This is a genomic window from Pyxidicoccus caerfyrddinensis (assembly GCF_010894405.1).
Taxonomy (GTDB): Bacteria; Myxococcota; Myxococcia; order Myxococcales; family Myxococcaceae; genus Myxococcus; species Myxococcus caerfyrddinensis.
Genome location: NZ_JAAIYA010000010.1, coordinates 59487 through 86403, shown reverse-complemented (window position 1 = coordinate 86403; position 26917 = coordinate 59487). Strand labels below are relative to the sequence as shown.

The following is a 26917-nucleotide window of genomic DNA, read 5'->3' as shown; positions in this document are numbered from 1 at the left end:
CCGTCAAGTTCGTGGGTGGGAGCAGCCCCCACCCCGAGGCTTGCGGATCAGCGCTCCAGCGGTCCCAGGTCGTCGAAGTGGGTGAGCTGCCGGAACTCGGCGAAGCGGGCGTGGATCTCCGGCCGGGTGACTTCGCGCAGCCGCTCCAGGCTGAACTTCTCCACGGTGAAGGAGGCCATGACGCTGCCCATCACCATGGCGCGGCGGAGCACCCCCGCGTCCAGGCTGCCCGTCGAGGTGGCGAGCGCGCCCATGAAGCCGCCCGCGAAGGTGTCACCCGCGCCGGTGGGGTCGAACACCTCGGCCAGGGGGAAGGCCGGGCAGGCGAAGATGTGCCCGTGGTCGAAGAGGAGCGCGCCGTACTCGCCGCGCTTGATGACCACGCGCTGGGGGCCCATGCCGAGAATGGCCCGGGCCGCCTTCACCACGTTGTGCTCCCCCGCCAGCTGCCGGGCCTCGGCGTCGTTGACGAAGAGCAGGTTGACGCGCTTGAGCGTCTTGAGCAGCGCCGCGCGACTGCCGTTGATCCAGAAGTTCATCGTGTCCGCGGCCACCAGCTTCGGGGCGCGCACCTGGTCCAGCACCTGCGCCTGCAGCTCCGGGTGGATGTTGCCGAGGAAGACGTACGGCGTGTCCCGGTACGCCTCCGGCAGCTTCGGGGAGAAGGCCTGGAAGACGTTGAGCTGGGTGTCCAGCGTCTGCGCCTCGTTCAGCTCGTAGCCGTAGCGGCCCTTCCAGCGGAACGTGCGGCCGGACTCGCGGGTGAGCCCCTCCAGGTCGATGCCCCGGCCGCGCAGGAAGTTGAGGTGCGCCTCGGGGAAGTCCTCCCCCACCACCGCCACCACGCGTGCTGGGGTGAAGAACGAGGCCGACGTGGAGAAGTAGGTGGCCGAGCCGCCGAGGATGTCCTCCTTGTGCCCGAAGGGGGTTTCCACGGAGTCCAGAGCGACGGAGCCAACGACAAGCAGAGACATGGAGCTTCCTGGGGGGTGAATGCCGTGAAAGGGCACGGCGCTCCCCGGGAACCCCGTGCCGTAGCCGGGTACGTGTTTTCCCGCCTTCCGTCAAGAGTCGAACGGACGGAGGGCGCGGGCTCAGAGGGCCAGCGGCGCGAGGCTCAAGGCGTGGGCACGCCCGTGGCGGTGAGGATGGCCTTCAGGTCGTCGTCGGTGAAGAAGAGGCCACCACCGACGAAGAAGTCCCGGCCGGCGATCAGCCGCTGCGTCGTCAGGTCTCTCTGCTGGGCGTTGAGGATGTCGTCCATGCCCGCCACCACGAAGAGGTGGTCGAAGGCCTGGGCCCGCAGGGTGGCGCGCAGCCGGGGGTAGCGCAGCTCGTCCGCCGCGAAGTTGAAGGCGTCCAGCTTCAGCGTCAGCGCGTCCTCGAAGAAGTGCAGGTCACCGCCCACGCCGCCGGTGGACTCGATGAGGCCCACGCGCAGGGTGGTGAAGTACCAGCGCTTGGCGAACTGGGCGCTGATCTTCAGGCTCTCCTTCGTCACCTTCTGCGTCTGGATGACGGGGTCGCCCTCGGAGGGCGGGTTGGTCTGCACCACCTGCGTGGACACGGTGCCGCGCGGGTCGTCCACCAGCTCCAGCAGGTAGTACTTGTCCGGCTTGGGGATGAGCCGCAGGGACAGCAGGTTCTTCGAGCGGCCCTGGGCGGCCAGGTAGGTGGACTGGATGCCCACCTCCGTCTGGAGGTCGGTGAGCTTGGCGGCGAAGCGGGCCACGTCCTGCACCGTCTCGCGCACCTCGCGGCCCACGCTCTCGTCGGCCAGCAGCACGCCCGCGGCGCCCTCCCCGTCCTTCACCTTGCGGGTGATCTCCTCGAGATTGCCCAGCGTGCCGTCCAGCTTGTTGAGCGTCTCCTTCAGGCTGGCGACGGTCTCCTTCACGTCGCCCTCGCCGGTGCCGACGATGTTCTTCACGCTCGCGAGCACCTCGCGCACGTCGCGGGTGATCATCTCGATGTTGTCGACGATGCGTGTCACGTCCGCGGAGTTGCTCTGGGTGATGCTGCGCACGTCCTCGGAGATGCCCTCCACGTTGCCGACGATGATGTCCAGCCGGTCCGCGTTGCGGCGCACCGTGGCGTCCACCGAGTCCGACAGGCGCACCAGGTTCTCAACGATTCGCTGGAGCGAGCCCTGGCCCTTCTCCCCGCCGAGCACCTCGCGCAGCGAGCCCGTCACCTGCTGGATGTCGGCGGTGATCTGCGACAGCGACTCGAACACGGCCTCCATGCCGGCGGTGTCGATGACGCGGCGGATCTGCCCGTTGTCCTCCATGGGCGGCGCGTTCTCCGTGCCGGGATTGAGGTCCAGGAGGTAGTCACCGAGCAGCGACTCCGAGCGCTTGGTGACGACGGCGTCCTCGCGCAGGTCCACGTCCTTGCGGATCCGCAGGAACACCTTGGCGCGCGTGCCCTCCAGCGTGATCGCGTCGATTTCTCCGACGGGGATGCCGGCGATCTGCACCCGGCCGCGCACCGCGAGGCCCGAGGCGTCGCGGAAGTAGGCCCAGACGACGAGGGACTCGCTATCGCTCAAGCCTCCCTTGCGGGCGAACAGGACGAAGGTGACGAGAAAGGCACCCGCGGCGATGACCAGGAGGCCAACACGGAAGGGCGTGACGAGCTTCTTCACCTGATGTGACTCCGAGGGCTACCGGCCGGGCGCGACTCTAACGTTTTGCATTCGGAGTGCCACCTTTTCCGCAGGGGCACCCCGCCCTCCCACCTGAACCCCGGCTCAGTTCTTTCCGAACCAGGTCTGGAGGAAGACCTTCACCGCGGGATGCTGGGACTCGCGGACCTGGTCCGGAGGTCCGTTCTCCACGATGACGCCCTTGGAGAGGAAGGCGATCTGGTCCGCCACGTTGAAGGCGGAGGCGATGTCATGGCTGATGACCACGCTGGTGACGCCCAGCCCCTTCTGCGCGGCCAGGATCATGTCGTCCACGTAGTCGGTGGTGATGGGATCCAGCCCGGTGGTGGGCTCGTCATAGAGGACGATCTTCGGCCCCAGGATGGTGGCGCGGGCCAGGCCCACGCGCTTGCGCATGCCGCCGGACAGGTCCGCGGGGAACTTGTCCTCCACCGCGGGCTTCAGGCCCATCAAATCCAGCCGCGCGCGCACCTTCTGGTGGATGACGTCCTCGGAGTCCTTCGTGTGCTCGCGCAGGGGGAAGGCGACGTTCTCGAAAACCGTCATCGAGTCGAAGAGGGCCGCGGCCTGGAACACCATGCCGAACTTGTTGCGGACCTGCTGCAGGCCCCGCACGCTCATGGGGACGATGTCCTCCCCGTCGATGATGACCTTGCCGCTGTCCGGCTTGAGCAGGCCGATCATGTGCTTCATCAGCACCGTCTTGCCGGAGCCGGAGCCACCGAGGATGACGCACGTACTGCCGGCGGGCACCTTGAGGTTGATGCCGGTGAGGACCTTCGTCTCGCCGAAGGTCTTGTGCAGGTCCACGATCTCGATCATCGGCGTCGTGGACGCGGCGGGGCCGGAGCCCGCGCGGGTGGACTCTTGCGCCGCCATCAGTGCCACATGAGGCCGAGGATGAAGTCGAGGATGAAGATGGACAGCGCGCTGGCCACCATGGCCTCGGTCGTGGCTTGGCCCACGCCCTTCGCGCCGCCGGACGCGTTGTAGCCCTTGAAGCAGCAGATGAGCGCCACGGCGAGGCCGAACACGGCCCCCTTCACCAGGCCCTCGTAGATGTCCGCGGGCGCCAGCCACTGCTGGGTGCGTGACAGGAAGGTGCCGGGGGAGATGCCCAGGGCGCCCACCGCCACGAGGTAGGATCCCGCCATACCCGTGGTGTTGAAGAGCATGGTGAGCGCGGGCACCATGAAGAGTCCGGCCAGCACCCGGGGGACGAGCAGGTACTGCACCGGGTTGACGGCCATGGTCTCCAGCGCGTCCACCTGCTCGGTGACGCGCATGGTGCCCAGCTCGGTGCACATGGCGGAGCCGGCGCGCATCGTCACCATCAGCGCGGAGAACACGGCGGCCAGCTCGCGGGTGAGCGTCAGCGCCACCGTGGGGCCCACGAGGCTCTCCGCGTCGAAGAGCGCGAAGGCGGTGGACGTCTGGAGGGCGAACACCATTCCGGTGAAGGTGCCCGTCAGGCCCACGATGAAGATGGAGCCCACACCCACGAAGTCCAATTGGGCGAAGAGGTTGGTCAGCCGGAAGGGAGGCCGGACGGCCCAACGGAACACGTCCAACCCCAGGGTCGCCACGCCCCCGAGGGTGCTGACGACGTCGATGAGGCCCTTGCCGAAGCTGGCCACGGACTGATGGAGGAATCCGGGCTCGCGGTTCGGGCTGCTGGGGGTCTGCGTGGTCATTGCGGTGTGGAACCTACTCTTGACTGACCGGGCGTTGGGTGCAAGCGAAGTGATGACTCCGGGGCAGGAGAGGAGGCGGGCGTCGAAGACACTTCCTCCCGTCGGAGTGAAGCCGTTATGTTCCGCGCCCCTTAATCTTCAATCACACGCCCGGCGTCTCCAGTCCGGGTCGAGAAACAGACGAACATGGCAACTCAAAAGGTCGGCGGCGAGGTGGACGCTCAGTGCACCCGCTGCAAGCTCACCCTCGCGCACACCATCCTGGCGATGGTGGGGCCAAAGATTGCGCGGGTGCGCTGCAACACCTGCGGCGGGGACCACGTGTACCGCGCCGCTCCGGGCGTCACGGACCGGCCGTCCGCGTCCAGCAGCGGCACCGCGCGCGCGGCCCGGGCCGCGACGGCGGCGGCCGCCAAGGCGGAGAAGGTCATCATCTCCTTCGAGGAGCAGCTGTCCGGCAAGGACGTGGCCAACGCGCCGAAGTACAGCCCGAAGGACACCTACCAGGTGGACCAGGTCATCCAGCATCCGACGTTCGGCACGGGCTTCGTGACGGCGGTGCGCGGCGACAAGGTGGACATCACCTTCCGCACCGACACCAAGACGCTGGTGCACGGTCGCGGCGGCGCCCCCGCCGAAAAGCCCGCCTTCAGCCCGCCCAACGCCCGGTCCACCGGCCCGGCGGACAAGCCCCAGCCTGCCCAGGGAAGCGAGCTCCCGGCCGAGCCCGTGGCCGAGGGTGAGCCTCCGGTCTCCACCGAGGGTTGACCGTGTCGGGAAGGAGGGGGTGAAGTCGATGCCACGTCCCGTGAGCATGCGTCCCCTCCCCCTCCTCCTGCTGCTCCTCGCCGCCCCGCTCGCGTGGGCGGCCCCGCCCGGAGTGACGGTGTCCTGGACGCCGGCGCGGGTGGTGCTGGGCCAGGACACGCGGGTGACGGTGGAGGTGCGCGTCCCCGCGGGCTCCGGCCCCGTGCGCGGCGCCGCCTCTTCCGGCACCTTCGCCAGGGAGCGGATGGAAGGCGGCGAGGTCCGCGCCTTCGAGTGGACGCCCCCATCCGTGCGCTACCCGCTGGTGGCCGTGCTCACCTTCTGGCTGGAGGGCGGCACGGACGCTTCCGAGGCGAAGCCACTGGACCAGGCCGTCGTCCGCATTCCGCTGCTGGGCAAGACCCAGCTGGACGTGTCCACCGCGGCAGGTGCCAGCGTGGTGGTGGAGGTGGGCGGCACGCGCTTCGGCCCCGTGCAGGCGGATGACAGCGGCCGGGCCCGCGTGCCGGTGGAGGTGCCTCCCGGTGTCCGCTCCGCGAGCGTGCTGGCCACGCGCGAGACGCTGCGCACGCGCGCGACCATTCCCCTGGACCCGCCGCAGGAAGTGCCGCTCGTCGCGGCCCTCACGCCGTCTCCCCTCCCCCTCCGCGAGGGCGGCTGGCTCCTCGTCGCCGGGGAGGAGGGCCTGCGCGCGGACGCGCTGGAGCTGACCGTCGAAGGCGCCACGCTGTCCGATGAGGCGGGCCGCCGTGCGGGCGAACCGACGCCGACAGCGGATGAAGCCACGCGGTCCGGTTCAGAGGACCACCGCTCGGGCAAACCGATGCTGTCCGCCACTGGAGCCGCGCTGTCCGCCGTGGAAGGCGCGCCGCTGCGCTACCGCATCAGGCCCGCGCAAGACGCCACCGCCGTCACCGTGACGGTGCGGCGCAAGGGGTACGAGGACCAGGCGCGCACGGTGGCGGAGGTGACGCACGTGCCGGTGGTGGTGCCTCCTCCCGCTCCGGTGCCACGGCCCGAGACGCCGACTCCCGCGCCCACGGTGACGGGGCCCTGGCGGCCCTCCGTCTTCGTGCTCGCGGGTGGCGCCATCGCGAGCGGGGCGAACACGGGGCCCGCGGGCGCGGTGGGCGTCTCGCTGTCGCCGCCATGGTGGGGAGGCCGCTTCGCCGCCGAGCTCGAAGCAGGCCTGCGCAGCGCCACCTTCGACGGGCGCGTGGACTCGCTGGGCGCGGTGCGCTCGCGCGTGCTGGCGGTGCCGGTGCTCGCTTCGGTGCGCGGTGTGATTTTCCAGCGTGCCGCCTTCTCCCTGCACGGACGAGCAGGGGGCGGAGTGCTGCCTTTCCAGCACCGGCTCCTCAGTGACTTCCAGGAAGACCTGAAAGAGAGCAAGGTGGCGGGGATGGGGTTCCTCTCCGTACAGGGGGCGTACCGACTCGGGCGCTGGAGCGCGCTGGCGGAGGTGCGTGGGTCGTGGGCGCCTGCGCGCACGCCCTGGCTGGACGCGCAGCTCGGCGGCTTGAGCGGACTCCTCGGCGTGAGGTTCGAGCCATGAGCCTGGGCCGGGTCACCGCGCTGCTCGTCGCCGCCCTGCTCTGCGCCTGCGACTCCAGCACGTCGTTGCCCGCCCCGGACATCCTCTCCGTCACCCCCAACCAGGTCGCCGTGCCGCGGGAGGTCCCCGTCGAGCTGCGCAGCCCCGTCCGGGTGTCGCTCAACGCGGTGATTCCCGTCCGCGTGGACTACGGCGACGAGCAGGTGCGCACCGACGCCGCGCGGGTGTGGATTGGCTCCGAGGAGGCACTGGTGCAGTGGGTGGAGCAGGACGGCACCCTGACCGTGGTCGTGCCCGAGGCGCTCGACACGGGCAGCTACGACGTCCGTGTCGCCCTGTCCGACGGACGCGAGTCGACGCGGTCCTCCGTCCTCCGCCTCATCCCCTGGGACGACGGCCGGCAGGTCACCGACGCGGGAACGGTGGAGATTCCCGAAGGTGAGGATGCGGGCCCTGTCGTCCTGCTGGATGGCGGCTCGCTGGAGGATGGCGGCACGTCTCCGGACGCGGGGGTGAAGACGCCCGGCGAGCCCGGTCCCGACGACCCGATCCTCCCGGGAGACATCACCGGCTTCGAACTGGACACGCTGGGAGACCAGGCTCGGGGCGTGCCCTTCCTCGTCACCGTCCGCGCGATGGGGCCGCGCGCCGCGCACTTCCAGGACGGCGTGGAGCTGACCGTCAACAAGCTGAACGGGGGCGTGAGCCCCCTCAAGCTGGGCCCGTTCGACTTCGGCCTGTGCGTGCAGCTCGTCACCGTGGACGCGCACGGCGCCAACGTGAAGCTCACGGTGACGGATGCCTACGGTGCCCAGGGCACCAGCAACGGCTTCAAGGTGCAGTAGCCGCCGCACCGCGCAGCAGCTCCCGGGCGCGCAGCATGTCCGCCGGCAGCGGTGTCTCCACCGCCCGAGCCTCCACACCGGGCAACGCGGGCCACTCCACGCGCGCCGCGTGCAGCGGCGTCCGGGCGAGCACCACCGCGTCCCCTGCCCCGCCCAGGTCCTTCTCCGTCAGCGGCGCGTCGCGGCCGTACTGGTGGTCCATGAGCAGCGGGTGCCCCAGGGACAGCAGGTGGACGCGAATCTGGTGGGTGCGTCCGGTGAGGGGCTCGGCCTCCACCAGCGACGCGCGCTCGAAGGTCTCCACCGGCCGCACCCGCGTGCGCGACGCCTTGGCGTCCGTCTCTCCCGGCCGCGCCACGCGCATGCGGCCCTTGCGCGCGGCCACCAGCGGCGCGTCCACCAGGCGCGGTGCCTCCAGCCGGCCCTCTACCAGCGCCAGGTAGCGCTTGCGCACCTTGCCGGACTCGAAGGCCACGGAGAGGGCGCGGTGCACCGCCGCATCCAGCGCGAAGACGAGGACCCCGGACGTGTCCCTGTCCAGCCGGTGCACCACGAAGACCTTCTGGCCCCGCTGCGCTTCGAGCGCGTCTCGCAGCGAGTGCCCACCGTCACGCCCGGGGATGACCGGCACCCCGGGCGGCTTGTCCACCACGAGCACGCCCCCGCCCTCGAAGAGGATGCGGGCGTCCGTCACTCGTACTCCGACGCGGGCACCACGGTGATGGGGCCCAGGCCCTTGAGGTGCTTCTTCACCTCCGCCGCGCGGCCGAGCACCACCACGGCGGGCGCCTCCGCCAGGCAGTACTTCTTCGCGGCCGCGGACACCTGCTTCGGCGTCACCGCGCGCAGGCGATCTCGGAACTTCTCCACCCAGTCATCGCCCAGCCCGTGGATGCGCGTGTCGGCGATGCTGCCGGCGATGGACTCGTTCGTCTCCGTGCGCAGCGGATAGAGGCCGGCGAGGTACGCCTGCGCGTCCGCCAGCTCCTTCGGCTTGAGCCCCTTCTCGCGGACGCTGCGAATCTCCCCCAGCGCCACGTCGATGATTTCGCGCGTGGAGGCCGTCTTCGTGAAGGTGGACAGCGCGAAGACGCCGCCGGCGTTCATCGAGTCGAACCACGAGCTGACGCCGTAGGTGAGTCCACGGTTGACGCGAATCTCGTTCATCAGCCGCGACGTGAAGCCACCGCCCAGCGCGATGTTCATCGCCGTGGCCGGGAAGTAGTCCTCGTGCCCCATGCGGAAGCCGGGGCCGCCCAGGCGCACCTGGGACTGCGTCTGGTCCGGCTTGTCCACCAGCAGCACGCGCCCGGCCTGCGGAATGCGCTTCAGCGGCGGCACGGTGGGCGGCGCGTCCGGCCCGCCCGTCCACCCGACGAAGGCCTCCTCCGCCGCGGCGGCCACGCGCTCCGGCTTCACCGCGCCCACGACGACGAGCATGGCCACCTTCGGGCCCAGGCGCTCCTGGTGGAAGCGCACCACGTCATCACGGGTGAAGGTGCGCACCGTGCGCGACGATCCGCCCACGTCGTGCCCGTACGGATGGTCACCCCAGAGCGCGCGCACCATCGCCCGGTCGGCGATGACGGACGGGTCGTCCAGGTCGTTGGAGAACTGGGCCAGGGCGCGCTCGCGCGCGTCGTCCACCTCGGACTGCGGGAAGGTGGGCTCGCGCACCAGCTGGCCCAGCACGCCCAGCATCTGGGCGAAGTGCTCGGCCGGCGTGGTGAGGGCGATGGACATGGTGTCCTCGCCCACGCCCACGCCCAGGCTGGCGCCGACGAACTCCACCGTCTCGTCGATGGCCTGGGCGGTGAGGCGGCGCGTGCCCCGGCGCAGCAGTCGGGCGGTGAAGTCCGCCAGGCCGTGCTTGCCGTCGGGGTCGGTGGCGCTGCCGGCGCGCAGCACCAGCCGCATGGACACCAGCGGCAGCGGGCCGCGCTCGGCGGCAATCACCTTCAGGCCGCTGGATGTCGTGCTCTCGTGCAGCGTGGGCAGCTTCAGCGCGCCGGTGGACGCCTTCGCCGCCTTGCGGGGCGAGGCCGTCCGTCCGGAGGCCGGGGCCTTGCGGGTGGCGCGCTTGAGGGCCCGGACGGGCGCCTTCGCGGCGCGGGCGGCGGTGGACTTCACGGAGGACTTCAGGGAGGAGCTCTTGCGAGAGGCCATGGGCGTTGGGGCTTTCTTTTTCCGGTCCAGGCTCAAGCCTCGGAGGGGGCGGGCAGCAGCGTCACCACGGAGCGGCGCTCGGGGGCGAAGTACTTCGCCGCGGCGGCCTTCACCATGTCGTTGGTGATGGACGAGTAGGCATTGGGCAGCGTGAGCAGGCGGCGCCAGTCACCCAGCAGCGCCTCGTAGTGGCCCAGTGCGTGGGCGCGGCCGTTGTTGGTGGCCAGCTCGCGCATGTGGTCCGCGCGCAGGTTGTTCTGCGCCTTCTGCAGCTCGCGGTCGGTGATGCCGTCGCGGGCCAGCTTCTCCAGCTCCGCGTACAGCGCGGCCTCCACCTTCTGCGGGTCGGAGTCCGGCTTCAGCTCCAGGTAGAAGAGGATGGTGCCCGGGTCGATGCGCCAGCTCCAGTCGAGCATGATGGAGACGCACAGCTTCTGCTCGTACACGAGCGAGCGCACCAGCCGGCTCCCCTCCCCCTTCGTCAGCACGTACTGCGCCACGTCCAGGGTGAAGGTGTCGTCCTCGCGCGCGGAGGGGCCACGGAAGCCGAGCATCAGCGCGGGTGACTGCGCGGGGTGGCGCACCAGGGCGCGGCGCTCGCCCTTCTGCTCCGGCTCCGCGTTGAGCACCTTCGCGGGCGCGGGGCCGCGGGGGATGTTCCCGTAGTACTTGCGCACCAGGGCCAGCGTCTTCTTCGGGTCGATGTCCCCCACGATGTAGAGCACCGCGTTGTTGGGGGCGTAGTACGTGCGGAAGTACTCCTGGCAGTCCTCGCGGGTGATGTTCTCGATGTCCGCCATCCAGCCGATGACGGGCCAGCGATACGCGTGTGCCTTGTAGACGAGCGTGCCCAATTCCTCGTCCATGATGCCCGCGATGTCGTTGTCCACGCGGACGCGGCGCTCTTCCTTCACCACCTCGCGCTCGCTGGTCAGCGTGTCCTGGGAGATGCGCAGTGAGCGCATCCGGTCCGACTCCAGGTCGAGCACCGTCTCCAGCGAGTCGGCGGCGAAGTCGTCGTAGTACACCGTCATGTCATTGGACGTGTACGCGTTGGAGCGACCGCCGCTGGACTCCAGCGTCTTGTCGAACATCTTGGGGCCGTACTTCTTCGCCCCGTTGAACATCATGTGCTCGAACAGGTGGCTGATGCCGGTGATGCCGGGCCGCTCGTTGCGGCTGCCGACCTGGAAGAAGGTGTAGAGGCTGACCACCGGAGCCTGGTGGTTGGCCAGCAACCGCACCTGGAGGCCATTGGGCAGCGTGGCCTCGTGCACGTCGAACAGGGACTCGAGGGCGGGATCCGCCGCGCGAGCGGGGGCAGTGACTTGGGAAGCCTTGCGCATAGGCCCCCAACGTACATAGAGCGCGGCTATAGATCCACGACGCCCGCACGCAGAGCCATCACGACGGCTTCCACGTGAGAGTTGACGCCCATCTTCCGGTAGATATGTGACAGGTGGGTGCGCACGGTGCGCCGCTCCAGCGTCATCACCTGCCCCACCTCTGCGTTGGACAGGCCCTTGGCCACGTAGCGCAGGACCTCGAACTCCGTGGGCGTGAGGGCCCAGGGGTTGTCCGCCTTCTTCTCCGGCGAGGCCGGCTTCGCCTGGACGGACTGGAAGTAGTTCCAGAAGCGGCGGGCGATGATGGGCTCCAGCACGGTGCCGCCCAACATCACCTCCTGGATGCCGGAGCGGATCTTCTCCGGACCCACGCGCTTGACGAGGTAGCCGGACGCACCGGCCTGGATGGCCTCGTACACCTTCTGCTCGTCGTCGAAGGACGTGAGGATGAGGATCTCGATGTCCGACGCGCGGCGCTTCACCCGCTGAGTCACCTGGATGCCGTTGATGCCCGGCAGCTCCAGGTCCAACAGCACGAGCTGCGGCTTCACCTCGAGGATGGCCTCCACCGCGGCCTCGCCCTCCTGCGAGGTGCCCACGATCTCCAGCTCGGGGAAGGTGCCCAGCACCTTGACCAGGTTCTTCAAGAGCTGCGGCTGGTCCTCGACGACGAAGATGCGGGTCCGGTCCATGGAGTCACCGTCTCGGAGAATTGACGAAGTTCACCACCAGCTTGCGATGCTGCCCGCGCGTGAAGCGCAGTTCCGAATCCTGCGCCTCGCCCGTGGCGATGGACACCAGCCGGATGAGCCGCGTGCCCGCCTTGATGGGGAAGCGGGACAGGGGCGTGGTCCGGCCCACCCGCTCCCCGTCGATGTACACCCGCGCGGGCCCGTTGGCGGAGATGGTGACGTACGCGCGCTGCGACTTCGGCGGGAGCTTCGCCTCGGAGACGTCTTCCTCCTCCGCCGGAGCGGTGTCCTGCGCGGCCTGACGGACGGGCTCCTCCGTCTTCACGGGCTCCGGCGGGGGCGGAGGCCGAGGCACGGGGATGGGCTCCGTCGGCCCCTGCGCCTCGGGCTGCTGGGCCGAGAGGTCCGGGGCGCGGATGGGGGGGCCGCCCTCCTCCGGCGGCCCTCCTCCGAGGCGCCACGCGGCGATGGCGAAGCTGATGAGCCCCACCAGGGCCAGTGCGCCGGCGATGGCCACCATCTTCCCGCGCCGCTTCGTGGCGCCGGACAGGTCCATCTCGTCCGTGAGCAGCCGGGGGGAATGCGGCTCCGACGGCGGCGGCATGGGGATGTCGTCGCGAAACTTCGCCTCCGCGCGCGCCGAGGCGGGGAACGGCTCGGGCAGCGGACGGGGCGTGCGCTCTGCGGCAGGGCGGCGCGGCCGGGCGTTGCGGCGGCCGGACGTCGAGACGGAGACGGACAGCTCCTCGTCGTCCTCGGAAGGGCTCGGCCCGGAGAAGTCCTCCACCATCCGCATGCGTGGGTTGCGAGCGCCGACGCGGGTGCCCTGCTGCCCGTTGGCCCCGCCCTGGGGCACCAGTTGCCGGCGCGGCCTGGCCGGCGCGGCGCCCGGCGGGGCCTCCCAGCCGCGCTCCAGCGGCCCCGCCTGTCCCGGCCCCGTCGTCTCGCCCTCCCCCACCGGAGCCTCTCGCTGCGCGGAGGCTTCGGGTGCGCGGGTGCGCGTGAGGGATGGCGCGGCCATGTCCGGCTCGTAGTCCTCCGGGCGGTACGCCTCGAAGGCGGGCTCGGCGGACTCCTGGGTGTCCGCGCCGGCCTCCGTCTCGGAGAGCGAGCGGCTGAAGGGCGTGCGCTGGATGATGGAGGCCTCGGGCTCCTCGGCGTGGAGGTCGTCCATCTCCGCGCCGGAGATGGGCTCCAGGGTGAACGTCTCCTTGAACGGCGCGGGCCCCACGGTGCCGGCGAGGCTCACCTCGTTGGGGAACAGCTCGACCACGAAGCGGCGCACGTCGTCCACGCTCGGCAGGCCGCCGCTCGCGGAGAGGAAGTTGCGCAGGGACGAGGCGAACTCGCCGCACGAGCGGAAGCGCCGCTGGGGGGTCGCCTCCAGGGCGCGGAGGATGAGCGAGTCCAACCGCGAGTTGATGCGCCGGTCCAACCGGCTGGGCGGAGGCAGCGCCTCGCTGCGGCGCGTGGACACGCCCCCGCCTCCCGCCACCACGGGCTCGCGCTGCGTGAGCAGCTCGTAGGCGATGGCGCCCAGGGAGTAGACGTCGGACTGCTCGGTGTGGGCCTCGCCGCGCGTCACCTCGGGTGAGCGGTACGTGCCGCGGCCCCGGTTGGCGAACGAGCGGCGCAACTGCGGCACCGCCATGAGGGCGCGCAGCGCGCCGAAGTCGCACACCGCGGGCGTGCCGTCGCGCGACAGCACCACGTTGCCCGGCGTGAGGGCGCCATGGAGGACGCCGGCCTCATGGGCCTGCTGCACGGCCTCGAGCAACTGGATGACGATGTGGAGCGCCACCGCGGGAGGCAGCACCACTTCCTTGGTGTGGAGCCGCTGCAGCGCGGTGCCGAGCGTGAAGCCCTCCACCTCCTCGCGCACCACGGCGAGCCGCTGGCGCACGACGCCGATGTCCACCACGTGGAGGATGCCGGGGTGGCGCACGGACTGGAGCAGCCGCGTCGTCTCCGCGAGGTCCAGCGCGTAGGCGGGGTCCGACGTCTTGGGGTGGAAGAGCTTCACCACCACCTCGGTCGCGGGGAGCGCGAGGCCCTCGTACAGCTCCGCGAGCTCGCCGGCCTCGATGCGGCCCGTCAGTCTGTAGGTGGCGCTCATCGCTTCTTTCGTGTCGGGCGGCGCCGGGACACGGCGGAGAAGACGAAGCCGCACCAGACGCACGACTCACCGCGCCGTCCCTTGGGGAGCTCCAGGGTACAGCCGGGGCAGCGAGGCCGCGCGCGGGCGGGGGCGGGACGCGACGGCTCGCCGGCCCGCCTGGAGGCCTGCCGGACGGCGGACGCGGGCGCGCGGGTGCTCACGCGGAGCCGGGCCTCCAGGAGTCGCACGCGGTCTTCGAGCGCGGCGATCCGGGCGGACAGGCGCGCATGGACCTCCTCGGCATCTTCCGAGGGTTGGCGTCGGGCGGGCGAGCGCATTGCAGAAGGTGAGCGTGCCACGCTCTCTCTGGACCCGGCAAGGACGAGCCGAGGGGGCGCACGCGTGATATGTGTTGATGTCCCGTGCCCCAGACCGTCTCCCCCTTCCGACCCATCCCGGGCGGGCCCATGCAGGACCCGCTTCACGGGAGTTTTCGTTCTCCACTCAACCAGGCGCGGGCGGCGAATGCCTCGCGGCGCGCCCACGAGCTGCTGGCCGACGAGGGGCTCACCCGGTTGCTCACGCTGCCGCGCGAGCGGCGGGACGTGGTGCCGCGGGCGCGAGAGGTGTTCGTCAACCGCAACCTGCGCATGTCGAGCGTGGAGATGCTCGGCTTCGACATGGACTACACGCTGGCCATCTACCACATGCGCCGGCTGGAGCAGCTCTCGTTCGACATGACGCTGGCGAAGCTGGTGACCGAGTACGGCTACCCGCCGATGGTGGGCGGCCTGCTCTACGACCACCACTTCGTGATGCGCGGGCTGGCGGTGGACCGCGTCAACGGAAACATCCTGAAGATGGACCGCTTCGGCCACGTGGGGCGTGCGTACCACGGGCTGCGCCCGCTGAAGCTCGAGGTGTGGCGCGAGCTGTACCGCAACAAGCGGGTGCGGCTGCGCAACCCGCAGTTCGCGTGGAACGACACGCTCTTCGCGTTGCCGGAGACGTGTCTGTTCGCGGGCATCATCGAGCTGATGGAGTCGCTCGGGCAGCGGGTGGATTACGGGAAGCTGTACGACGACATCCGCGAGGCCATCGACACGATTCATCGGGACAACTCGCTGAAGCGCGAGGTCCGCAAGGACTTGGGGCGCTACGTGTTTTTGGATCCGGAGCTGGGGCCGGCGTTGCACAAGCTGCGCTCGGGTGGGAAGCGGCTGTTCCTGCTGACGAACTCGGCGTGGGACTACACGGACGCGGTGATGAAGTACCTGCTGGACGGGCAGCTGGCGGAGTACCCGAGCTGGCGGAACTACTTCGACGTGGTGGTGACGGCGGCGGGCAAGCCGGGGTTCTTCACGGAGGGGCGTCCGTTCCTGGAGCTGGACGCGAGCACCGAGGAAGGCCGCGTCATCGGCGAGGCGAGCTCGTTGGATCGCGGCAAGGTGTACTCGGGCGGCAACCTGGCGCGGTTCGAGGAGCTGACGGGGTACCGCGGGGAGAACATCCTCTACGTGGGTGACCACATCTACGGCGACATCCTGAAGTCGAAGAAGTCGTCGCTGTGGCGCACGTGCATGGTGGTGCAGGAGATTGAAGACGAGATCACCTACACGGATTCACGGCAGGAGGAGATTGGAACGCTGTCGCAGGTGGAGGTGGTGCGCGAGCGTCTGGACGACGAGGTGAACCACCACAAGACGCTGCTGAACACGCTGGAGCGCAGGCTGGAGCGCGAGCCGCTGACTCCGGCGGAGCGGGCGCAGGCGGAGGAGCTTCGGAAGCAGACGAAGTTCGAGCTGGACCGGATGCGCCGGGCACTGAAGGACGCGAACGAGATCGCGGACACGCTGGAGCAGGACGTCGAAGAGGGCTTCAACCCGTACTGGGGGCTGCTGTTCAAGGAGGGCAACGAGAACAGCCGCTTCGGGTACCAGGTGGAGCAGTACGCCTGTTTGTATACGAGCCGCGTGTCGAACTTCCTGCACCACTCGCCCATGCAGTACTACCGCTCACCGCGCGACAAGATGCCGCACGAGCAGGCTGGTGCACTGTCCGCGGCGCTGTCGCCCATGGGTGGCGAGGGTCCTCCGAAGGGTGCGGGGAAGGACTGAGTCGTTGATCACGAGTCCGCCGTGGAAACGTGGCGGACTCTTGACGTCACGGTTCTAGCGAGGAGTTGCAAGGTGCGCGCGGTTTCCGACCCCGAACTCCCGCAAGGAGCCGTGCGACTCATGACCCCGACGAGGATGATGACTCTCGCCGCTGTAACCCTCACCGCGTGCCTCGCCTCCCCCGCCGTCGTGTCCGCGAAGGACAACGAGCTCAGGCCTCCGCGCCGTCTCAACGTGCAGGTGGGCCCGCGCCCGTACTACCTCGTCGAGGACATGGACGAGAGCCCCCTCAAGCGCAAGCTCCAGCAGTGCTCCGAGGGCCCGTTCTACAAGACAGAGTTCTCCATCGCCCATCGCGGTGCCCCGCTCCAGTTCCCCGAGCACACCAAGGAGTCCTACGAGGCCGCGGCCCGAATGGGCGCCGGCATCCTCGAGTGCGACGTCACCTTCACGAAGGACCGGCAGCTCGTGTGCCGTCATTCGCAGTGTGACCTGCACACCACCACCAACATCCTCGCCATCCCCTCGCTGGCCTCGAAGTGCACGCAGCCCTTCCTGCCGGCGAATCCCACCACGGGTCGCACCGCCTCGGCGCTCTGCTGCACCAGCGACATCACCCTCGCCGAGTTCAAGCAACTCTGCGGGAAGATGGACGCCGCCAACCCGGCCGCCACCACCGTGGCCCAGTACCTCGGGGGCACGGCCAACTGGCGCACGGACCTGTACTCCACCTGCGGCACCGTCCTCTCCCACAGGGAGAGCATCGAGCTCTTCAAGAAGCTCGACGTGAAGTTCACGCCCGAGCTCAAGGCCCCCAGCGTCCCCATGCCGTTCCAGGGCGAGTACACGCAGCAGCAGTACGCGCAGCAGATGATCAACGAGTACAAGCAGGCGCGAGTCGACCCGAGCGACGTCTGGCCGCAGTCGTTCGACCTCAACGACGTCCTCTACTGGCTCCAGCACGAGCCCCGCTTCGGCAAGCAGGGCGTGTACCTGGACGGCCGCTACGAAATCCCGGGCACCATCTTCGACCCGAACAACCCGACCACCTGGGTCCCCAGCATGGATGAACTGGTCGACTCGGGCGTGAAGATCATCGCGCCGCCCATCTACGTGCTCCTCACGCTGGACTCGGCGGGGAAGATCGTTCCCTCCGCGTACGCGAAGGCCGCGCGGGCCGCGGGCCTGGACATCATCACCTGGTCCTTCGAGCGCGCCGGTCCCCTGAAGACGGGCGGCGGCTTCTACTACCAGTCCGTGGCCCCCGCGATTGACAACGACGGGGACATGTACGTCGCGCTCGACGTGCTTGCCCGGCACGTCGGCGTCATCGGTATCTTCAGCGATTGGCCCGGCAGCGTGACGTATTACGCGAATTGCATGGGCCTGTAGTCGCGCCGGCAGTGAATGTCAGACCCCTCCGTAGACTCCCGCCCTGGCAGGTTGACTCCCCAGCGCATCGGGTGCCATATGGCCAACCTGTCAGGTCATTTCTCCGGGAGGCGTGCGCATGGGGCAGGACAAGGGGAAGAAGCCGGTTTCCTACGAGGACATCGAGGCTCTTCCGCCGGGATGGGTGGGGGAAATCGTCGCGGGTGAGCTGTATGCGTCACCCCGGCCTGCGGTCGGACATCAGCGCGCCTCGTGGAAACTTGGCGCGGTTCTGGCCACCCAGGTCGAGCAGACTCCGACCGGCCCGGGAGGCTGGTGGTTCATGGCCGAGCCGGAATTGCACTTCGAGCCCAACATCCTGGTACCTGACATCGCGGGATGGCGACGTGAGCGGGTTCCAGAGCCACCCGACCCGGAGACGCCCTGGCTCACGGCCGCACCGGACTGGCTATGCGAGGTGCTATCCCCCTCAACCCGGTCCCTCGACCGGGTACGCAAGATGCCCCTGTACCACCGCGAAGGCGTGCAGCACGCCTGGCTCATCGATCCCGTGCGCCGCACCCTGGAAGTGTACGGACGCGGGAAGAACGGCTGGGTGCGGACGGCCCTGTACGGTGGGAACACGGTGATACGCGAGGCACCCTTCGAGGCTGTCCCCCTGGATCTGGGCCTCCTGTGGTCGCCGGACCCGAGTGGTGCGGCCCATCCCTAGAGCCCGAGGTCCGCAGGCGCCTCCAGCCCCATCCGCTGGAGCAGTGCCCGCTGGAGCGCGAGCGTCAGCGGGCCCGGCTTCCCCTCCCCCACCTTCGCCCCGTTCAACGCCACCACGGGCTGCACGTCCGTCGTCGTACCGGCGAGGAACACCTCCTGGAAGCGGCCCCGGTCATTCACCGCCACCGGCTGCTCTTTCACCGTCATCCCCAGCTCGCGTGCCAGTGCCACCACGTGGTCCCGGGTGACGCCGGGAAGGATGCGCTGGTTCTTCGGGTGCGTGTGGAGCACGCCATCCATCACGATGAACACGCTCGTCGATGCCCCCTCGGTGATGACGTTGTCGCGCACCAGCACGGCTTCGTACACGCCGGCATCTCGCGCCTGCTGCTTGGCCATGATGTTCGGCAGCAGGTTGACCGTCTTCAAATCACACCGCGCCCAGCGCAGGTCCGGCAGCATCAGCGCGCTCACGCCTTCCTTCCGCTGGGTCCACGGCACCTGGAACGGCGAGGCGGACAGGTAGAGCGTGGGCGGAGTCCCCGCGGGCGGGAAGGCATGGTTGCGCGGCGCGGCGCCACGGGTGAGCTGCAGGTACACCGTCGCCTGGCCCCCCGTCAGCCCGTTGGCCTCCAGCAGCTGCTCGCTGATGCCGCGCACCTGCGCCTTGTTGAAGCCCTCCGGCGTCGGCAGCTTCAATTCCTTGATGCCCCGCTGCAGCCGCTCCCAGTGCTCGGACTCCGCGAACAGTCCGCTCGGGAGCACCCGCGTCACCTCGTACACCCCGTCGCCAAAGAGGAAGCCCCGGTCCTCCACCGACACCCGGGCCTGCTCCAGCGGGAGGACCTCCCCGTTCAGATAGACGTGCATGCGCGCCTCCGAGTGCTCGTGCCTCAGGGTGTCACGGCCTGCCCGATTCCATGCCGGCGCAGCACCTCGCGCACTCTCGACAGGGGAATCGCTTCCACCTTCTGGCCATTCCCGCTCACCGTGCTGGCCATGAAGAGCGAATTGTAGATGGCCTCCTCCGTCGCCTCCACCACCGCCTGGAACAACGGTGACAGCGCGTCGTTGCCCAGCGTCTCCACCGTCATGCGCTCGGCATTGAAGGCCCGGCGCACCGAGTCCGCCGTGGAGAACGCGATGACGTAGTCCCCGGAGCCATTCGACGCCGAGGAGCCCGTGCGCCCCAGCCCCAGCGTGGCGCGCTCCGCGAGCCTCCGGAGATTCCGGTGCTCCAACGGCGCGTCCGTGGCCACCACCATCATGATCGACCCGTCCCCTCGCTCCTCCACGTCCTTCTGGAACGCGTAGCGCCCCAGCGCCCTGCCTACCGGCGCGCCCAGCACCTGCAATACGCCCCCGAAGTTGGACTGCACCAGCACGCCCACCGTGTAGCCGCCCAGCTTCTTCGGCAGCACGCGCGACGACGTGCCGATGCCGCCCTTCCACCCGAAGGCCACCGTCCCCGTCCCCGCCCCCACGCTGCCCTCCACCACCGGCCCCGTGGACGCCTGCGCGAGCGCGGCCCGCACCTCCTTCTCCCCCACCGGCCTCGTGCGGATGGCGTTGAGCCGCCCGTCGTTCGTCTCGCCTACCACCGGGTTGATGGAGCGCACGTCCTCCATCCCGGGCTGCTCCAGCATCCAGCCCACCAGCGCATCCGCCACGCGCCAGACGCACAGCGTGCAGGTGAGCAGCACGGGAGACTCCAGCTCCCCCAATTCGTTCACCTGCGTGCTGCCGAGCAGCTTGCCGAAGCCGTTCGCCACGTGGATGGCGGCCGGCACCCGCTCGCGGAACAGGTTGCCCCCATGAGGGAGGATGGCGGTGACACCCGTGCGCACCGAGTCACCAGCCATCAGCGTCGTGTGCCCCACCCGCACGCCGGCCACGTCGGTGATGCCGTTGTGCGGCCCGGGCGTGAAGATGCCCGGCGCCACCCCGAGCTCCCGTGCCCGCACGCGCGCCTCCGTGGGTGCCTTCTTCTCGTCCGCCATCTTCTCCTCCTTCGTGGCGAGCGCGAGCGCCGGCTCGCCCACCAGCAGGCCCAGCACGCACCACGCCCGTGCAATGCGCCGCATCCACCACCTCCAGACAGGAAGCGCTACGGAACCGCCACCGGCCCCAGCCGTCCCCAGACGACGTCCGTGAAGCGCGAGCCGGGCTCCTCCGCGAGCCCGAGCTTCTTCAAGTCGTCCGAGTACTTCGCCCCCTTCACCACCACCCACCGCCGCGCCACCCGGCGCCCTTCCGCCAGCGTCTCCGGCGTCAGCGGGGCGTGCTCGGCGAAGCGGCGCAGCACCTCGAACGCGGGCTGTGCCTTCTTCGGCTTCGCGAACATCGGGTCGAAGAAGACGACGTCGAACGCGCCGGACGGCAGCGTCTTCAGGTACTCGCGCGCATCCGCGTGCCGCACCTCGATGGGCCCCGAGTCCGGCCCCAATTCGTAGCGGCGCAGCCCCTCCCCGGCCACCACGCCCAGCGCCAGGCTCTTCTCCAGCCCCACCACGCGCCCCGTGGGCCCCACCGCCAGTGACGCCACCAGCGCGTCCTGCGCCAGCCCCAGCGTGCAGTCCAGCACCGTGTCCCCGGGCTTCAATTCCGCCACGCGCACGAAGACATCCGGCTCGCCCTCGCGCAGTCGCATGCGGCGCAGGTGCGCCATGCCCGCGTGGAAGGCGAACGAGCCCTCCGCGTCCCACAGCGTCACCCCGTCACCGCCCACCACCAGCAGCGCGTCCGCCTTCACCCCGAGCCACGGGGCGATGCCCTCTTTCGAGCGACGCGGAAGGAACGGCAGCCCCCAGCGCGACGCCACGGCGCGGGCCTCGCGAATCTGGGCCGCGTCCACCTTCGTGCTGGTCGTCACCGCGAGCGGAATCGGAGCCATTCGAGGCCGCCCATCCTGCCCGACACCGCGCCCGTGGCAACGCCTCCGTCGAGCGGAATGACGCGCCGCGCCGCCGACCTCGTGCGCAGTCGCACACCCGACAGGGGCAGACCTGCTTACCGAAATTTATAGGAATTCTAATCCATCTGCCCTAAGTCTGGACTTCCTTCGGACGGTGAAGAATGTCACCCCCGCCGCCCGAAGTGGCTCGCTGGGAGAAAACCATGCGCAACAGAAGTGCAGGACTCGCAGTGGTGGTTCTCGTCACCGCCCTGTTGGCGTTTGACGCATTCGCGGCTACCTACGGCGCCACGCAGTCTGGCTCCTCCGCCATCTTCTACGTCGACACCACGTCGTGGGCGGACATCCACCTCATCAAGAACAACGGAGGGCAGCTCAACTACCGGATGGCCATCATCAACGGCCGCAACGAGTACACGGTGACGGGGCTCGTCGCGGGCGACTTCATCGACTACTCGTTCACGTACTGGGACGTGTCCTGCAACTGTGCCCGCGACACCGCGTGGGCGCGGTACACGCACGGCGGCACGCCACCTCCACCCGTAGACTCGGGCACGCCAGACGCCGGCCAACCGCCGCCGACGGACGCGGGCCAGCCTCCTCCGACGGGGAACATCGTCCCCCTCTTCGACAACACCACGGCGCTGGAGCCGGCCACGGTGGAGAACACCTCTACGGCCATCATCACCCGCGTCGGAGATCGCGTCCGTGATCGCCACGCGCGCGAGGACGAGTACCAGGCCTACGACCACTACCTGCAGTTCTACTTCCAGAGCCGCACGCACAACGTCGAGATCATCGACGAGGTGGCCAAGGGCGGCAGCCGCATCGTCGTCAACCTCCGCACCATCTACCCGTACGACAGCCCGGACTTCCGCGCGTTCTTCCGCGGCCTCAACACCGTGGCCGAGTACTTCCACAACGCGGACATGACCACCGTCAACGACTACCTCTACACGGCCAGCGTGAACTTCAACGCGAAGGAAGGCCGCGCCATCCGCATCGGCGACCGGATGGAAATCGAGATTGGTGTCTTCCTTCGGGCACCGGTGGAAGGCCGGTTCAACTACTACTCCACGGCCATGCTCTACATCGTCGGCACCGGCGGCATCGCCCCGTTCGAGGTGTCCGGCGCGCAGGAGGACTCGTTCCCCATGCCGGCGGCCGGCCTGAGCGGCGGCGCGACGACGCAGAACCAGCCCATGTCCAACGAGCCGGACAACCGGTTCCTCCAGATGGCGCTGAACATGGCCCCGGTGAATGCGCAGCCCTTCGTCGAGGGCCGCCGCCTGCACCACACGAACTTCGGGGACGGCAGCCACTCCGAGCAGCCCAACCCCGTGCTCACCGCGCAGGCGGGCAAGCTGGGGCCGAACTTCGTCTCGGCGTCCTGCATCTCCTGCCACGTGCAGAACGGCCGCGGCCTGCCTCCCGCCGTCAACACCACGCTGGCCAACTACGTGGTCAAGGTGGGCAACGCCAGCGGCGGCGCGGACGCCTTCCTCGGCTACCGCCTGCAGCCCCGCCGCACCAGCGGCACGCCCGAGGCGGACGTCCGCATCTCCGGGTGGACCAACAGCAGCGGCACCTTCGGCGACGGCACCGCGTACCAGCTGCGCCGGCCGACCTACAGCTTCGTGAACGTCATCCCCACCAACTACTCCGCGCGCGTCACGCCGCAGCTCGTGGGCATGGGCCTGCTGGAGGCGGTGCCGGAGAGCGCCATCGCCGCGCTGGCGGACCCGAACGACAGCAACGGGGACGGCATCTCAGGGAAGATGCAGACGGTGCGCGATCCGGAGACGGGCGCGACGCGGCTGGGCCGCTTCGGCTGGAAGGCCGGCGCGGCGAAGCTGAAGCACCAGGTGGCGGACGCCCTGGTGAATGACATGGGCGTCACCTCGCCCGTCTTCACGGCCATGGACTGCGGCCCGCAGCAGACGGGCTGCGCGGGCACCAGCACGGAGCTGGCGGCGGCGGACCTGGACAAGCTCACGCGCTACATCGCGCTGCTCGGTGTTCCGTCGCGCCGTGACTACCGCGACACCACCGCCCTGCGCGGCGAGACGCTGTTCGCCAGCGCGGGCTGCGCGAAGTGCCACACGGCCACGCTGACCACCAGCCAGTACCACCCGAACGCGGAGCTGCGCAGCCAGACCATCCACGCGTACACGGACCTGCTGCTGCACGACATGGGCTCGGGCCTGGCCGACAACCTCGGCGAGGGCCAGGCGACGGGCTCCGAGTGGCGCACGCCCCCGCTGTGGGGCATCGGCCTGACGGCGGGCGTCAGCGGCGGCGAGGCCTACCTGCACGACGGCCGCGCACGCAACCTCTCCGAGGCCATCCTCTGGCACGGCGGTGAGGCGCAGAACGCGAAGAACGCCTTCAACGGCATGAACGCCTCGGACCGCGCCGCGCTGCTCAAGTTCCTGCAGTCGCTGTAACGAAACAGGGAAACGGCCACCCGGGCTGCACGCGGTGGCCGTTTCTGGTTCAGCACTGCATGAGTTCCTGCAAGCCGCGCTGACAAACGGGGGCCCGCCGCCGTGGCACACGCCGCGGTGGCGGGCCTCTTCGCGTCAGCTCAGCACTCGTTGCCGCCGTTGACCTCCACCGTCATCACGAAGCGCGCCTGGTTGAAGACGAGCGTGTAGAAGTGACCGGTGGAGCAGTAGTCCGGCTGCGTCTCGCGGCTCCAGCCGTACACGACGGCCGTGTAGCTCTCGCCGGTGTTGATGTACCGCTCGATGTCGTTGGCGAGCGTGGTGCCAATCTGCGCGCGGACCTGTGCGCGCGTCAGCGTGGCGCCGTACTGCCAGGGCATGCGCGAGTCGCTGACCAGCTCGATCGCGAGCGGTGCCGCGTCAGCCGGGCTCACCGCGCCGGTGACGGGCTCGTTGATTTCCAGCGCGTGCACGTCCGCGCCCACCTGCGCGGCGGTGGCGGCGAGCTGCGCGTCCAGCGCCGTCTCGACCAACTCGATGTTGGTGACGGACTGCTCGGTGGTGGAGGTGGGCTCGGGCTGCTGCGTGGGCTCGGCGGCGGGACCACAGGCGACGAACAGGGCGCTGCTCAGGAGGAACGACGGGAGGGTGAGACGCTTCATGGACTTCCTCCGGGGGATGACCGCCGGGCGGCGTGCCCGACGGCCGTCCTGGGATAGCCGAGCCTCGGAGACAGTCCAGGTCAAAGCGCATGCATGGTGCGGGACGGCGCATGCCATTCCGCGTGCCGCGCACTTTTCCCCTGGCGCGGCATGGCGGCACGACATCCGCGCCGCGCGCCCCACCTCCCCTGAGACCCGCGCCTGGCGGGGGCCCGTGAGCCACGTGGGGCGGGAGTACGCACCGCGCCAGGACTCAGGAAGCGTCCGCCACCTGGAGCTTCCGGCCGCCCTGCATCTGCGCGACGGTGACGGACTGGTTCCGGCCGTTGCGCTTGGAGTGGTACAGGCACTGGTCCGCGAGATCGATGAGCTGCTGCTTCTCCATCCCGTTGTCGGGGAAGGTGGCGATGCCCAGCGACATGGTGATCTTCAGCGGGCCCATCTCGGTCTGGAAGACCTCGGCCTTCACGGCCTCGCGGATGCGCTCGGAGATGGTGAAGGCGCCCTTGGCGTCCGTCTCCGGCATGACGATGACGAACTCCTCGCCGCCGTAGCGGGCGACGATGTCCGTGTCGCGCGCCAGCGACTTGATGATGCGCGCCACGCCCTTGAGCACCTGGTCACCCGTGGGGTGGCCGTAGGTGTCGTTGACGCTCTTGAAGTGGTCCACGTCGGTGAGGACGACGGAGCACTTGCGCTGGTAGCGCCGCGCCTGGGCGAGGATTTCGTCCGCCTTCGTCTGGAAGGTGCGGTGGTTGTACAGGCCGGTGAGGCCGTCCGTGGTGGCCATCCGCTCCATCTGCTCGTAGAGCTGCGCGCGCAGCACCGCCTGGGCGGCCTGGATGGCGATGACCTCAATCATCCGCAGCACGTCCTGCTCAAAGGCGGCCTTCTTGCGCGAGCCCGCGACGAGCGTGCCGAGGATGCGGTCCCCCGCCACCAGCGGGAAGATCTTCAGCGCGCCCAAGCCCCGAATCTGCGTCTCGTCGTCGAAGATGATCTGCCGGTCCATCGCCTTGATGTCGCGGCCCGGCAGCGGCGCGCCGTAGCGCACCACGTTGGCGACGAGCCCGTTGTTGTCCGGGAAGGACTGGCCCTCCAGCGCCTGGCCCTGCGCCGTGACGCCGGACATGCGCACCACGCGGTGCATCCGCTTGCCGTCGACCTCGGACACCAGCGTCACCGCGCAGAAGTCCAGCCCCGCCAGGTGCCGGGTGCTCTCCAGCACGGCGACGAAGACCTGGTCCGGGCTGCCCGCGCGGTTCAGCTCCTCGATGGCGCGGAAGAACCGGTCCTTCTCGTCGCGCGTCTTGCGGATGTAGCTCATCACCCGCTCCACCTCGATGGAGCGCAGCACCTCGCCGGCGATGATGGACAGCAGCTTCTCGTCCTGGTCGCTGAAGGGCTCGTTGGCCACGCGGTCCGCCACCAGCACGCCGCGGACCAGGCCACTGCCCTCGAGGATGGGGACGGCGAGCAGCGCCTGCACCGTGGGCGCGCTGCCCTCGTAGTGCGTCACGCCCTTGAGCCCCTGCGGCGAGTTCATCCGCACCGGCGCCCGGCGCTTGAGCACGCCGCCGATGATGCCCTCGCCGGCGGAGAAGCGCTCGCGCTGCACGCGCTCGGAGCCCGAGCGGCAGTCGTACAGCTTGAGGCTCCGGTCATCCGACGTGAGCAGGAACGCCGCGCAGGTGTGCGTGCGCAGGCCCGTCTCAGCGATTTCGAGCGCGGCATGAACCGCGCCCTCGATCTCCTTCACGGAGGCGACGAGCCACTTCTCGTCGCTGCTCATGCCGCTGAAGCTGTCCTGCGTGCCGGAGGACACGAGGCGGAAGGTGCGCGCACGCTCCTCCACCTCGCGGATGCGCTTCTGCACCGCATCGCTCTCCGCCCGGCGCGCCGCGGCCATCCGCGCCGCCAGCACCAGGTGGTAGAGCCCGGAGAACAGCGCCAGGAAGGCCGCATGCGTGGCGAAGCCAGACCAGTTCGGCACGTGCCCGGCGAGCGTCACCAGCGCGTCGAACACCAGCGCCACGCCCAGCAGCGTCAGCCCCGCGTTGCGCGGCAGGAACGCCACCAGGAAGGCCATCAGGAGGTAGACGATGGGGAACAGCTCCCCTCCGCCGATGGCCACGACGATGAAGGCCGCGGCGATGAGCCCGCCGCCCAGGTCCAGGTCGTCGCGCAGGTCGATGACGGCGCCCACGGCGCCACGCATGGCACGGCGCCACGCGGCCAGAGCGATGCCCACCAGGAGGAAGCCCACCAGGGCCGCCTCGGTCCACTCCAGCGTGGAGAGTCCTCGGAAGCCTCCGCGCGCCAGGTGGATGAATGTGGCGAGCGCCGCGGCCGCGGGGATGGCCCTCACGGCGTGACGCAGCAACCTTCCGGGAGACGGAAAAGCGGTCAGCGACGTCATGGGGACTCCAGGTGGAAGACCATCTCGCCCGGCTTCACGTAGCCGAGCTCCTCGCGCACGGCCCGCTCCAGGGCGGCCGGGTCCTTGCGCAGGGCATTGATTTCCTCCCGCAGGGCCTCGTTCTGCTCGGCCAGCGTGCGGTTGCGCTCGTGCAGCGAGTCGACGTCCTGGCGCAGCGACATGTAGCGGCGGAAGCCCTTGGCATCCGCCACCGACAGCAGGCTCAAGGCCCCCGCCACACCCACCGCCACCACCAGGAACTTTCGCCTCGCCGTCATGAACGCGCCGAAGGTACCAGCGACCCCCTGCCCCGCAAGAAAACCGCTCCAGGCATGTAGCAGCCGCGCGATCCAACCGGCCCCCTTCCGCACAATCTGTCCCAGGAGACGCGGACTCCCGCGCGCCCCGAGGCTGGGGCCACGG

At 69.7% G+C, this 26917-nt stretch carries 22 protein-coding genes; 7 read left to right on the top strand and 15 right to left on the bottom strand.

Annotated features, from left to right (window positions below; translation table 11 throughout):
- Positions 1–47 precede the first annotated feature (47 nt).
- The 4 genes from G4D86_RS24600 to G4D86_RS24585 all read right to left on the bottom strand — a co-directional run bounded on the left by G4D86_RS24600 (position 48) and on the right by G4D86_RS24585 (position 4362).
- Positions 48–974, bottom strand: coding sequence for a PfkB family carbohydrate kinase (locus tag G4D86_RS24600; protein WP_163996456.1), 927 nt, complete (start codon positions 972–974; stop codon positions 48–50).
- Positions 975–1117: 143 nt separating this feature from the next.
- Positions 1118–2647, bottom strand: coding sequence for an MlaD family protein (locus tag G4D86_RS24595; RefSeq protein ID WP_163996455.1), 1530 nt, complete (start codon positions 2645–2647; stop codon positions 1118–1120).
- Between the two features lie 105 nt (positions 2648–2752).
- Entirely contained in the window at positions 2753–3490 is a 738-nt protein-coding gene (locus tag G4D86_RS24590) for an ABC transporter ATP-binding protein (protein WP_163996693.1), read from the bottom strand.
- 56 nt (positions 3491–3546) lie between these two features.
- Complete coding sequence (locus G4D86_RS24585; RefSeq protein WP_163996454.1) at positions 3547–4362, bottom strand: MlaE family ABC transporter permease; 816 nt, start codon at positions 4360–4362, stop codon at positions 3547–3549.
- Between the two features lie 186 nt (positions 4363–4548).
- Here G4D86_RS24585 and G4D86_RS24580 point away from each other — a divergent pair, with 186 nt between their 5' ends.
- From G4D86_RS24580 to G4D86_RS24570, 3 genes are read left to right on the top strand one after another with little or no spacing between them, the layout of a single operon-like run.
- The gene (locus G4D86_RS24580) at positions 4549–5130 is read left to right on the top strand and encodes a hypothetical protein (protein ID WP_163996453.1); all 582 of its coding nucleotides are present in this window, start codon (positions 4549–4551) and stop codon (positions 5128–5130) included.
- A 46-nt stretch (positions 5131–5176) separates the two neighbouring features.
- Entirely contained in the window at positions 5177–6685 is a 1509-nt protein-coding gene (locus G4D86_RS24575; protein WP_240360471.1) for a hypothetical protein, read from the top strand.
- Positions 6682–7530 carry a hypothetical protein gene (locus G4D86_RS24570; RefSeq protein WP_163996451.1) on the top strand — a complete coding sequence of 283 codons (849 nt, stop codon included), beginning with the start codon at positions 6682–6684 and terminating at the stop codon, positions 7528–7530. The genes G4D86_RS24575 and G4D86_RS24570 overlap by 4 nt, the downstream gene beginning before the upstream one ends.
- On the opposite strand, the gene G4D86_RS24565 is transcribed toward G4D86_RS24570, so the two are convergent.
- The 5 genes from G4D86_RS24565 to G4D86_RS24545 are packed head-to-tail and all read right to left on the bottom strand — an operon-like array spanning position 7517 to position 13850.
- Positions 7517–8224 carry an RluA family pseudouridine synthase gene (locus G4D86_RS24565; RefSeq protein WP_163996450.1) on the bottom strand — a complete coding sequence of 236 codons (708 nt, stop codon included), beginning with the start codon at positions 8222–8224 and terminating at the stop codon, positions 7517–7519. The genes G4D86_RS24570 and G4D86_RS24565 overlap by 14 nt on opposite strands.
- Positions 8221–9696: a M16 family metallopeptidase gene (locus tag G4D86_RS24560; RefSeq protein WP_163996449.1), complete on the bottom strand. Its 1476-nt coding sequence runs from the start codon at positions 9694–9696 to the stop codon at positions 8221–8223. The genes G4D86_RS24565 and G4D86_RS24560 overlap by 4 nt, the downstream gene beginning before the upstream one ends.
- Before the next feature lie 32 nt (positions 9697–9728).
- Complete coding sequence (locus G4D86_RS24555) at positions 9729–11042, bottom strand: M16 family metallopeptidase (RefSeq protein WP_163996448.1); 1314 nt, start codon at positions 11040–11042, stop codon at positions 9729–9731.
- Between the two features lie 26 nt (positions 11043–11068).
- Positions 11069–11734 carry a response regulator gene (locus G4D86_RS24550; protein ID WP_163996447.1) on the bottom strand — a complete coding sequence of 222 codons (666 nt, stop codon included), beginning with the start codon at positions 11732–11734 and terminating at the stop codon, positions 11069–11071.
- A gap of 4 nt (positions 11735–11738) precedes the next feature.
- Positions 11739–13850: a serine/threonine-protein kinase gene (locus G4D86_RS24545; RefSeq protein WP_205519719.1), complete on the bottom strand. Its 2112-nt coding sequence runs from the start codon at positions 13848–13850 to the stop codon at positions 11739–11741.
- 449 nt (positions 13851–14299) lie between these two features.
- Here G4D86_RS24545 and G4D86_RS24540 point away from each other — a divergent pair, with 449 nt between their 5' ends.
- From G4D86_RS24540 to G4D86_RS24530, 3 genes are all read left to right on the top strand, one after another.
- Positions 14300–15949, top strand: coding sequence for an HAD-IG family 5'-nucleotidase (locus G4D86_RS24540; RefSeq protein ID WP_163996445.1), 1650 nt, complete (start codon positions 14300–14302; stop codon positions 15947–15949).
- Positions 15950–16069: 120 nt separating this feature from the next.
- A complete protein-coding gene (locus G4D86_RS24535) occupies positions 16070–17341 on the top strand; it encodes a glycerophosphodiester phosphodiesterase family protein (protein WP_240360454.1) in 1272 nt (423 codons plus the stop codon).
- A gap of 118 nt (positions 17342–17459) precedes the next feature.
- On the top strand, positions 17460–18053 hold the full coding sequence (locus G4D86_RS24530; protein ID WP_163996444.1) for a Uma2 family endonuclease: 594 nt from the start codon (positions 17460–17462) through the stop codon (positions 18051–18053).
- Here G4D86_RS24530 and G4D86_RS24525 read toward each other — a convergent pair.
- From G4D86_RS24525 to G4D86_RS24515, 3 genes are read right to left on the bottom strand one after another with little or no spacing between them, the layout of a single operon-like run.
- Positions 18050–18922 carry an aminotransferase class IV gene (locus G4D86_RS24525; protein WP_163996443.1) on the bottom strand — a complete coding sequence of 291 codons (873 nt, stop codon included), beginning with the start codon at positions 18920–18922 and terminating at the stop codon, positions 18050–18052. The genes G4D86_RS24530 and G4D86_RS24525 overlap by 4 nt on opposite strands.
- A gap of 23 nt (positions 18923–18945) precedes the next feature.
- Entirely contained in the window at positions 18946–20136 is a 1191-nt protein-coding gene (locus G4D86_RS24520) for a DmpA family aminopeptidase (RefSeq protein WP_240360453.1), read from the bottom strand.
- Between the two features lie 23 nt (positions 20137–20159).
- The gene (locus G4D86_RS24515; RefSeq protein WP_163996442.1) at positions 20160–20945 is read right to left on the bottom strand and encodes a class I SAM-dependent methyltransferase; all 786 of its coding nucleotides are present in this window, start codon (positions 20943–20945) and stop codon (positions 20160–20162) included.
- A gap of 224 nt (positions 20946–21169) precedes the next feature.
- On the opposite strand from G4D86_RS24515, the gene G4D86_RS24510 reads away from it, so the two are divergent.
- The gene (locus G4D86_RS24510; protein ID WP_163996441.1) at positions 21170–23413 is read left to right on the top strand and encodes a di-heme oxidoreductase family protein; all 2244 of its coding nucleotides are present in this window, start codon (positions 21170–21172) and stop codon (positions 23411–23413) included.
- Positions 23414–23553: 140 nt separating this feature from the next.
- On the opposite strand, the gene G4D86_RS24505 is transcribed toward G4D86_RS24510, so the two are convergent.
- From G4D86_RS24505 to G4D86_RS24495, 3 genes are all read right to left on the bottom strand, one after another.
- Positions 23554–24075 (bottom strand): hypothetical protein, encoded by a 522-nt coding sequence (locus G4D86_RS24505; RefSeq protein WP_163996440.1) that lies wholly within the window; start codon positions 24073–24075, stop codon positions 23554–23556.
- Positions 24076–24328: 253 nt separating this feature from the next.
- Entirely contained in the window at positions 24329–26494 is a 2166-nt protein-coding gene (locus G4D86_RS24500) for a sensor domain-containing diguanylate cyclase (RefSeq protein ID WP_163996439.1), read from the bottom strand.
- Positions 26491–26772: an FtsB family cell division protein gene (locus G4D86_RS24495; RefSeq protein ID WP_163996438.1), complete on the bottom strand. Its 282-nt coding sequence runs from the start codon at positions 26770–26772 to the stop codon at positions 26491–26493. Before G4D86_RS24495 ends, G4D86_RS24500 begins: the two co-directional genes overlap by 4 nt.
- Positions 26773–26917 lie beyond the last annotated feature (145 nt).

What these genes read in the sequence shown, in the direction of transcription:
- G4D86_RS24600 (WP_163996456.1), bottom strand. Translation starts at nt 974, where the DNA reads ATGTCTCTGCTTGTCGTTGGCTCCGTCGCTCTGGACTCCGTGGAAACC.
- G4D86_RS24590 (WP_163996693.1), bottom strand. Translation starts at nt 3,490, where the DNA reads ATGATCGAGATCGTGGACCTGCACAAGACCTTCGGCGAGACGAAGGTC.
- G4D86_RS24585 (WP_163996454.1), bottom strand. Translation starts at nt 4,362, where the DNA reads ATGACCACGCAGACCCCCAGCAGCCCGAACCGCGAGCCCGGATTCCTC.
- G4D86_RS24580 (WP_163996453.1), top strand. Translation starts at nt 4,549, where the DNA reads ATGGCAACTCAAAAGGTCGGCGGCGAGGTGGACGCTCAGTGCACCCGC.
- G4D86_RS24575 (WP_240360471.1), top strand. Translation starts at nt 5,177, where the DNA reads ATGCGTCCCCTCCCCCTCCTCCTGCTGCTCCTCGCCGCCCCGCTCGCG.
- G4D86_RS24570 (WP_163996451.1), top strand. Translation starts at nt 6,682, where the DNA reads ATGAGCCTGGGCCGGGTCACCGCGCTGCTCGTCGCCGCCCTGCTCTGC.
- G4D86_RS24560 (WP_163996449.1), bottom strand. Translation starts at nt 9,696, where the DNA reads ATGGCCTCTCGCAAGAGCTCCTCCCTGAAGTCCTCCGTGAAGTCCACC.
- G4D86_RS24555 (WP_163996448.1), bottom strand. Translation starts at nt 11,042, where the DNA reads ATGCGCAAGGCTTCCCAAGTCACTGCCCCCGCTCGCGCGGCGGATCCC.
- G4D86_RS24550 (WP_163996447.1), bottom strand. Translation starts at nt 11,734, where the DNA reads ATGGACCGGACCCGCATCTTCGTCGTCGAGGACCAGCCGCAGCTCTTG.
- G4D86_RS24545 (WP_205519719.1), bottom strand. Translation starts at nt 13,850, where the DNA reads ATGAGCGCCACCTACAGACTGACGGGCCGCATCGAGGCCGGCGAGCTC.
- G4D86_RS24540 (WP_163996445.1), top strand. Translation starts at nt 14,300, where the DNA reads ATGCAGGACCCGCTTCACGGGAGTTTTCGTTCTCCACTCAACCAGGCG.
- G4D86_RS24535 (WP_240360454.1), top strand. Translation starts at nt 16,070, where the DNA reads ATGACCCCGACGAGGATGATGACTCTCGCCGCTGTAACCCTCACCGCG.
- G4D86_RS24530 (WP_163996444.1), top strand. Translation starts at nt 17,460, where the DNA reads ATGGGGCAGGACAAGGGGAAGAAGCCGGTTTCCTACGAGGACATCGAG.
- G4D86_RS24525 (WP_163996443.1), bottom strand. Translation starts at nt 18,922, where the DNA reads ATGCACGTCTATCTGAACGGGGAGGTCCTCCCGCTGGAGCAGGCCCGG.
- G4D86_RS24520 (WP_240360453.1), bottom strand. Translation starts at nt 20,136, where the DNA reads ATGCGGCGCATTGCACGGGCGTGGTGCGTGCTGGGCCTGCTGGTGGGC.
- G4D86_RS24515 (WP_163996442.1), bottom strand. Translation starts at nt 20,945, where the DNA reads ATGGCTCCGATTCCGCTCGCGGTGACGACCAGCACGAAGGTGGACGCG.
- G4D86_RS24510 (WP_163996441.1), top strand. Translation starts at nt 21,170, where the DNA reads ATGCGCAACAGAAGTGCAGGACTCGCAGTGGTGGTTCTCGTCACCGCC.
- G4D86_RS24505 (WP_163996440.1), bottom strand. Translation starts at nt 24,075, where the DNA reads ATGAAGCGTCTCACCCTCCCGTCGTTCCTCCTGAGCAGCGCCCTGTTC.
- G4D86_RS24500 (WP_163996439.1), bottom strand. Translation starts at nt 26,494, where the DNA reads ATGACGTCGCTGACCGCTTTTCCGTCTCCCGGAAGGTTGCTGCGTCAC.
- G4D86_RS24495 (WP_163996438.1), bottom strand. Translation starts at nt 26,772, where the DNA reads ATGACGGCGAGGCGAAAGTTCCTGGTGGTGGCGGTGGGTGTGGCGGGG.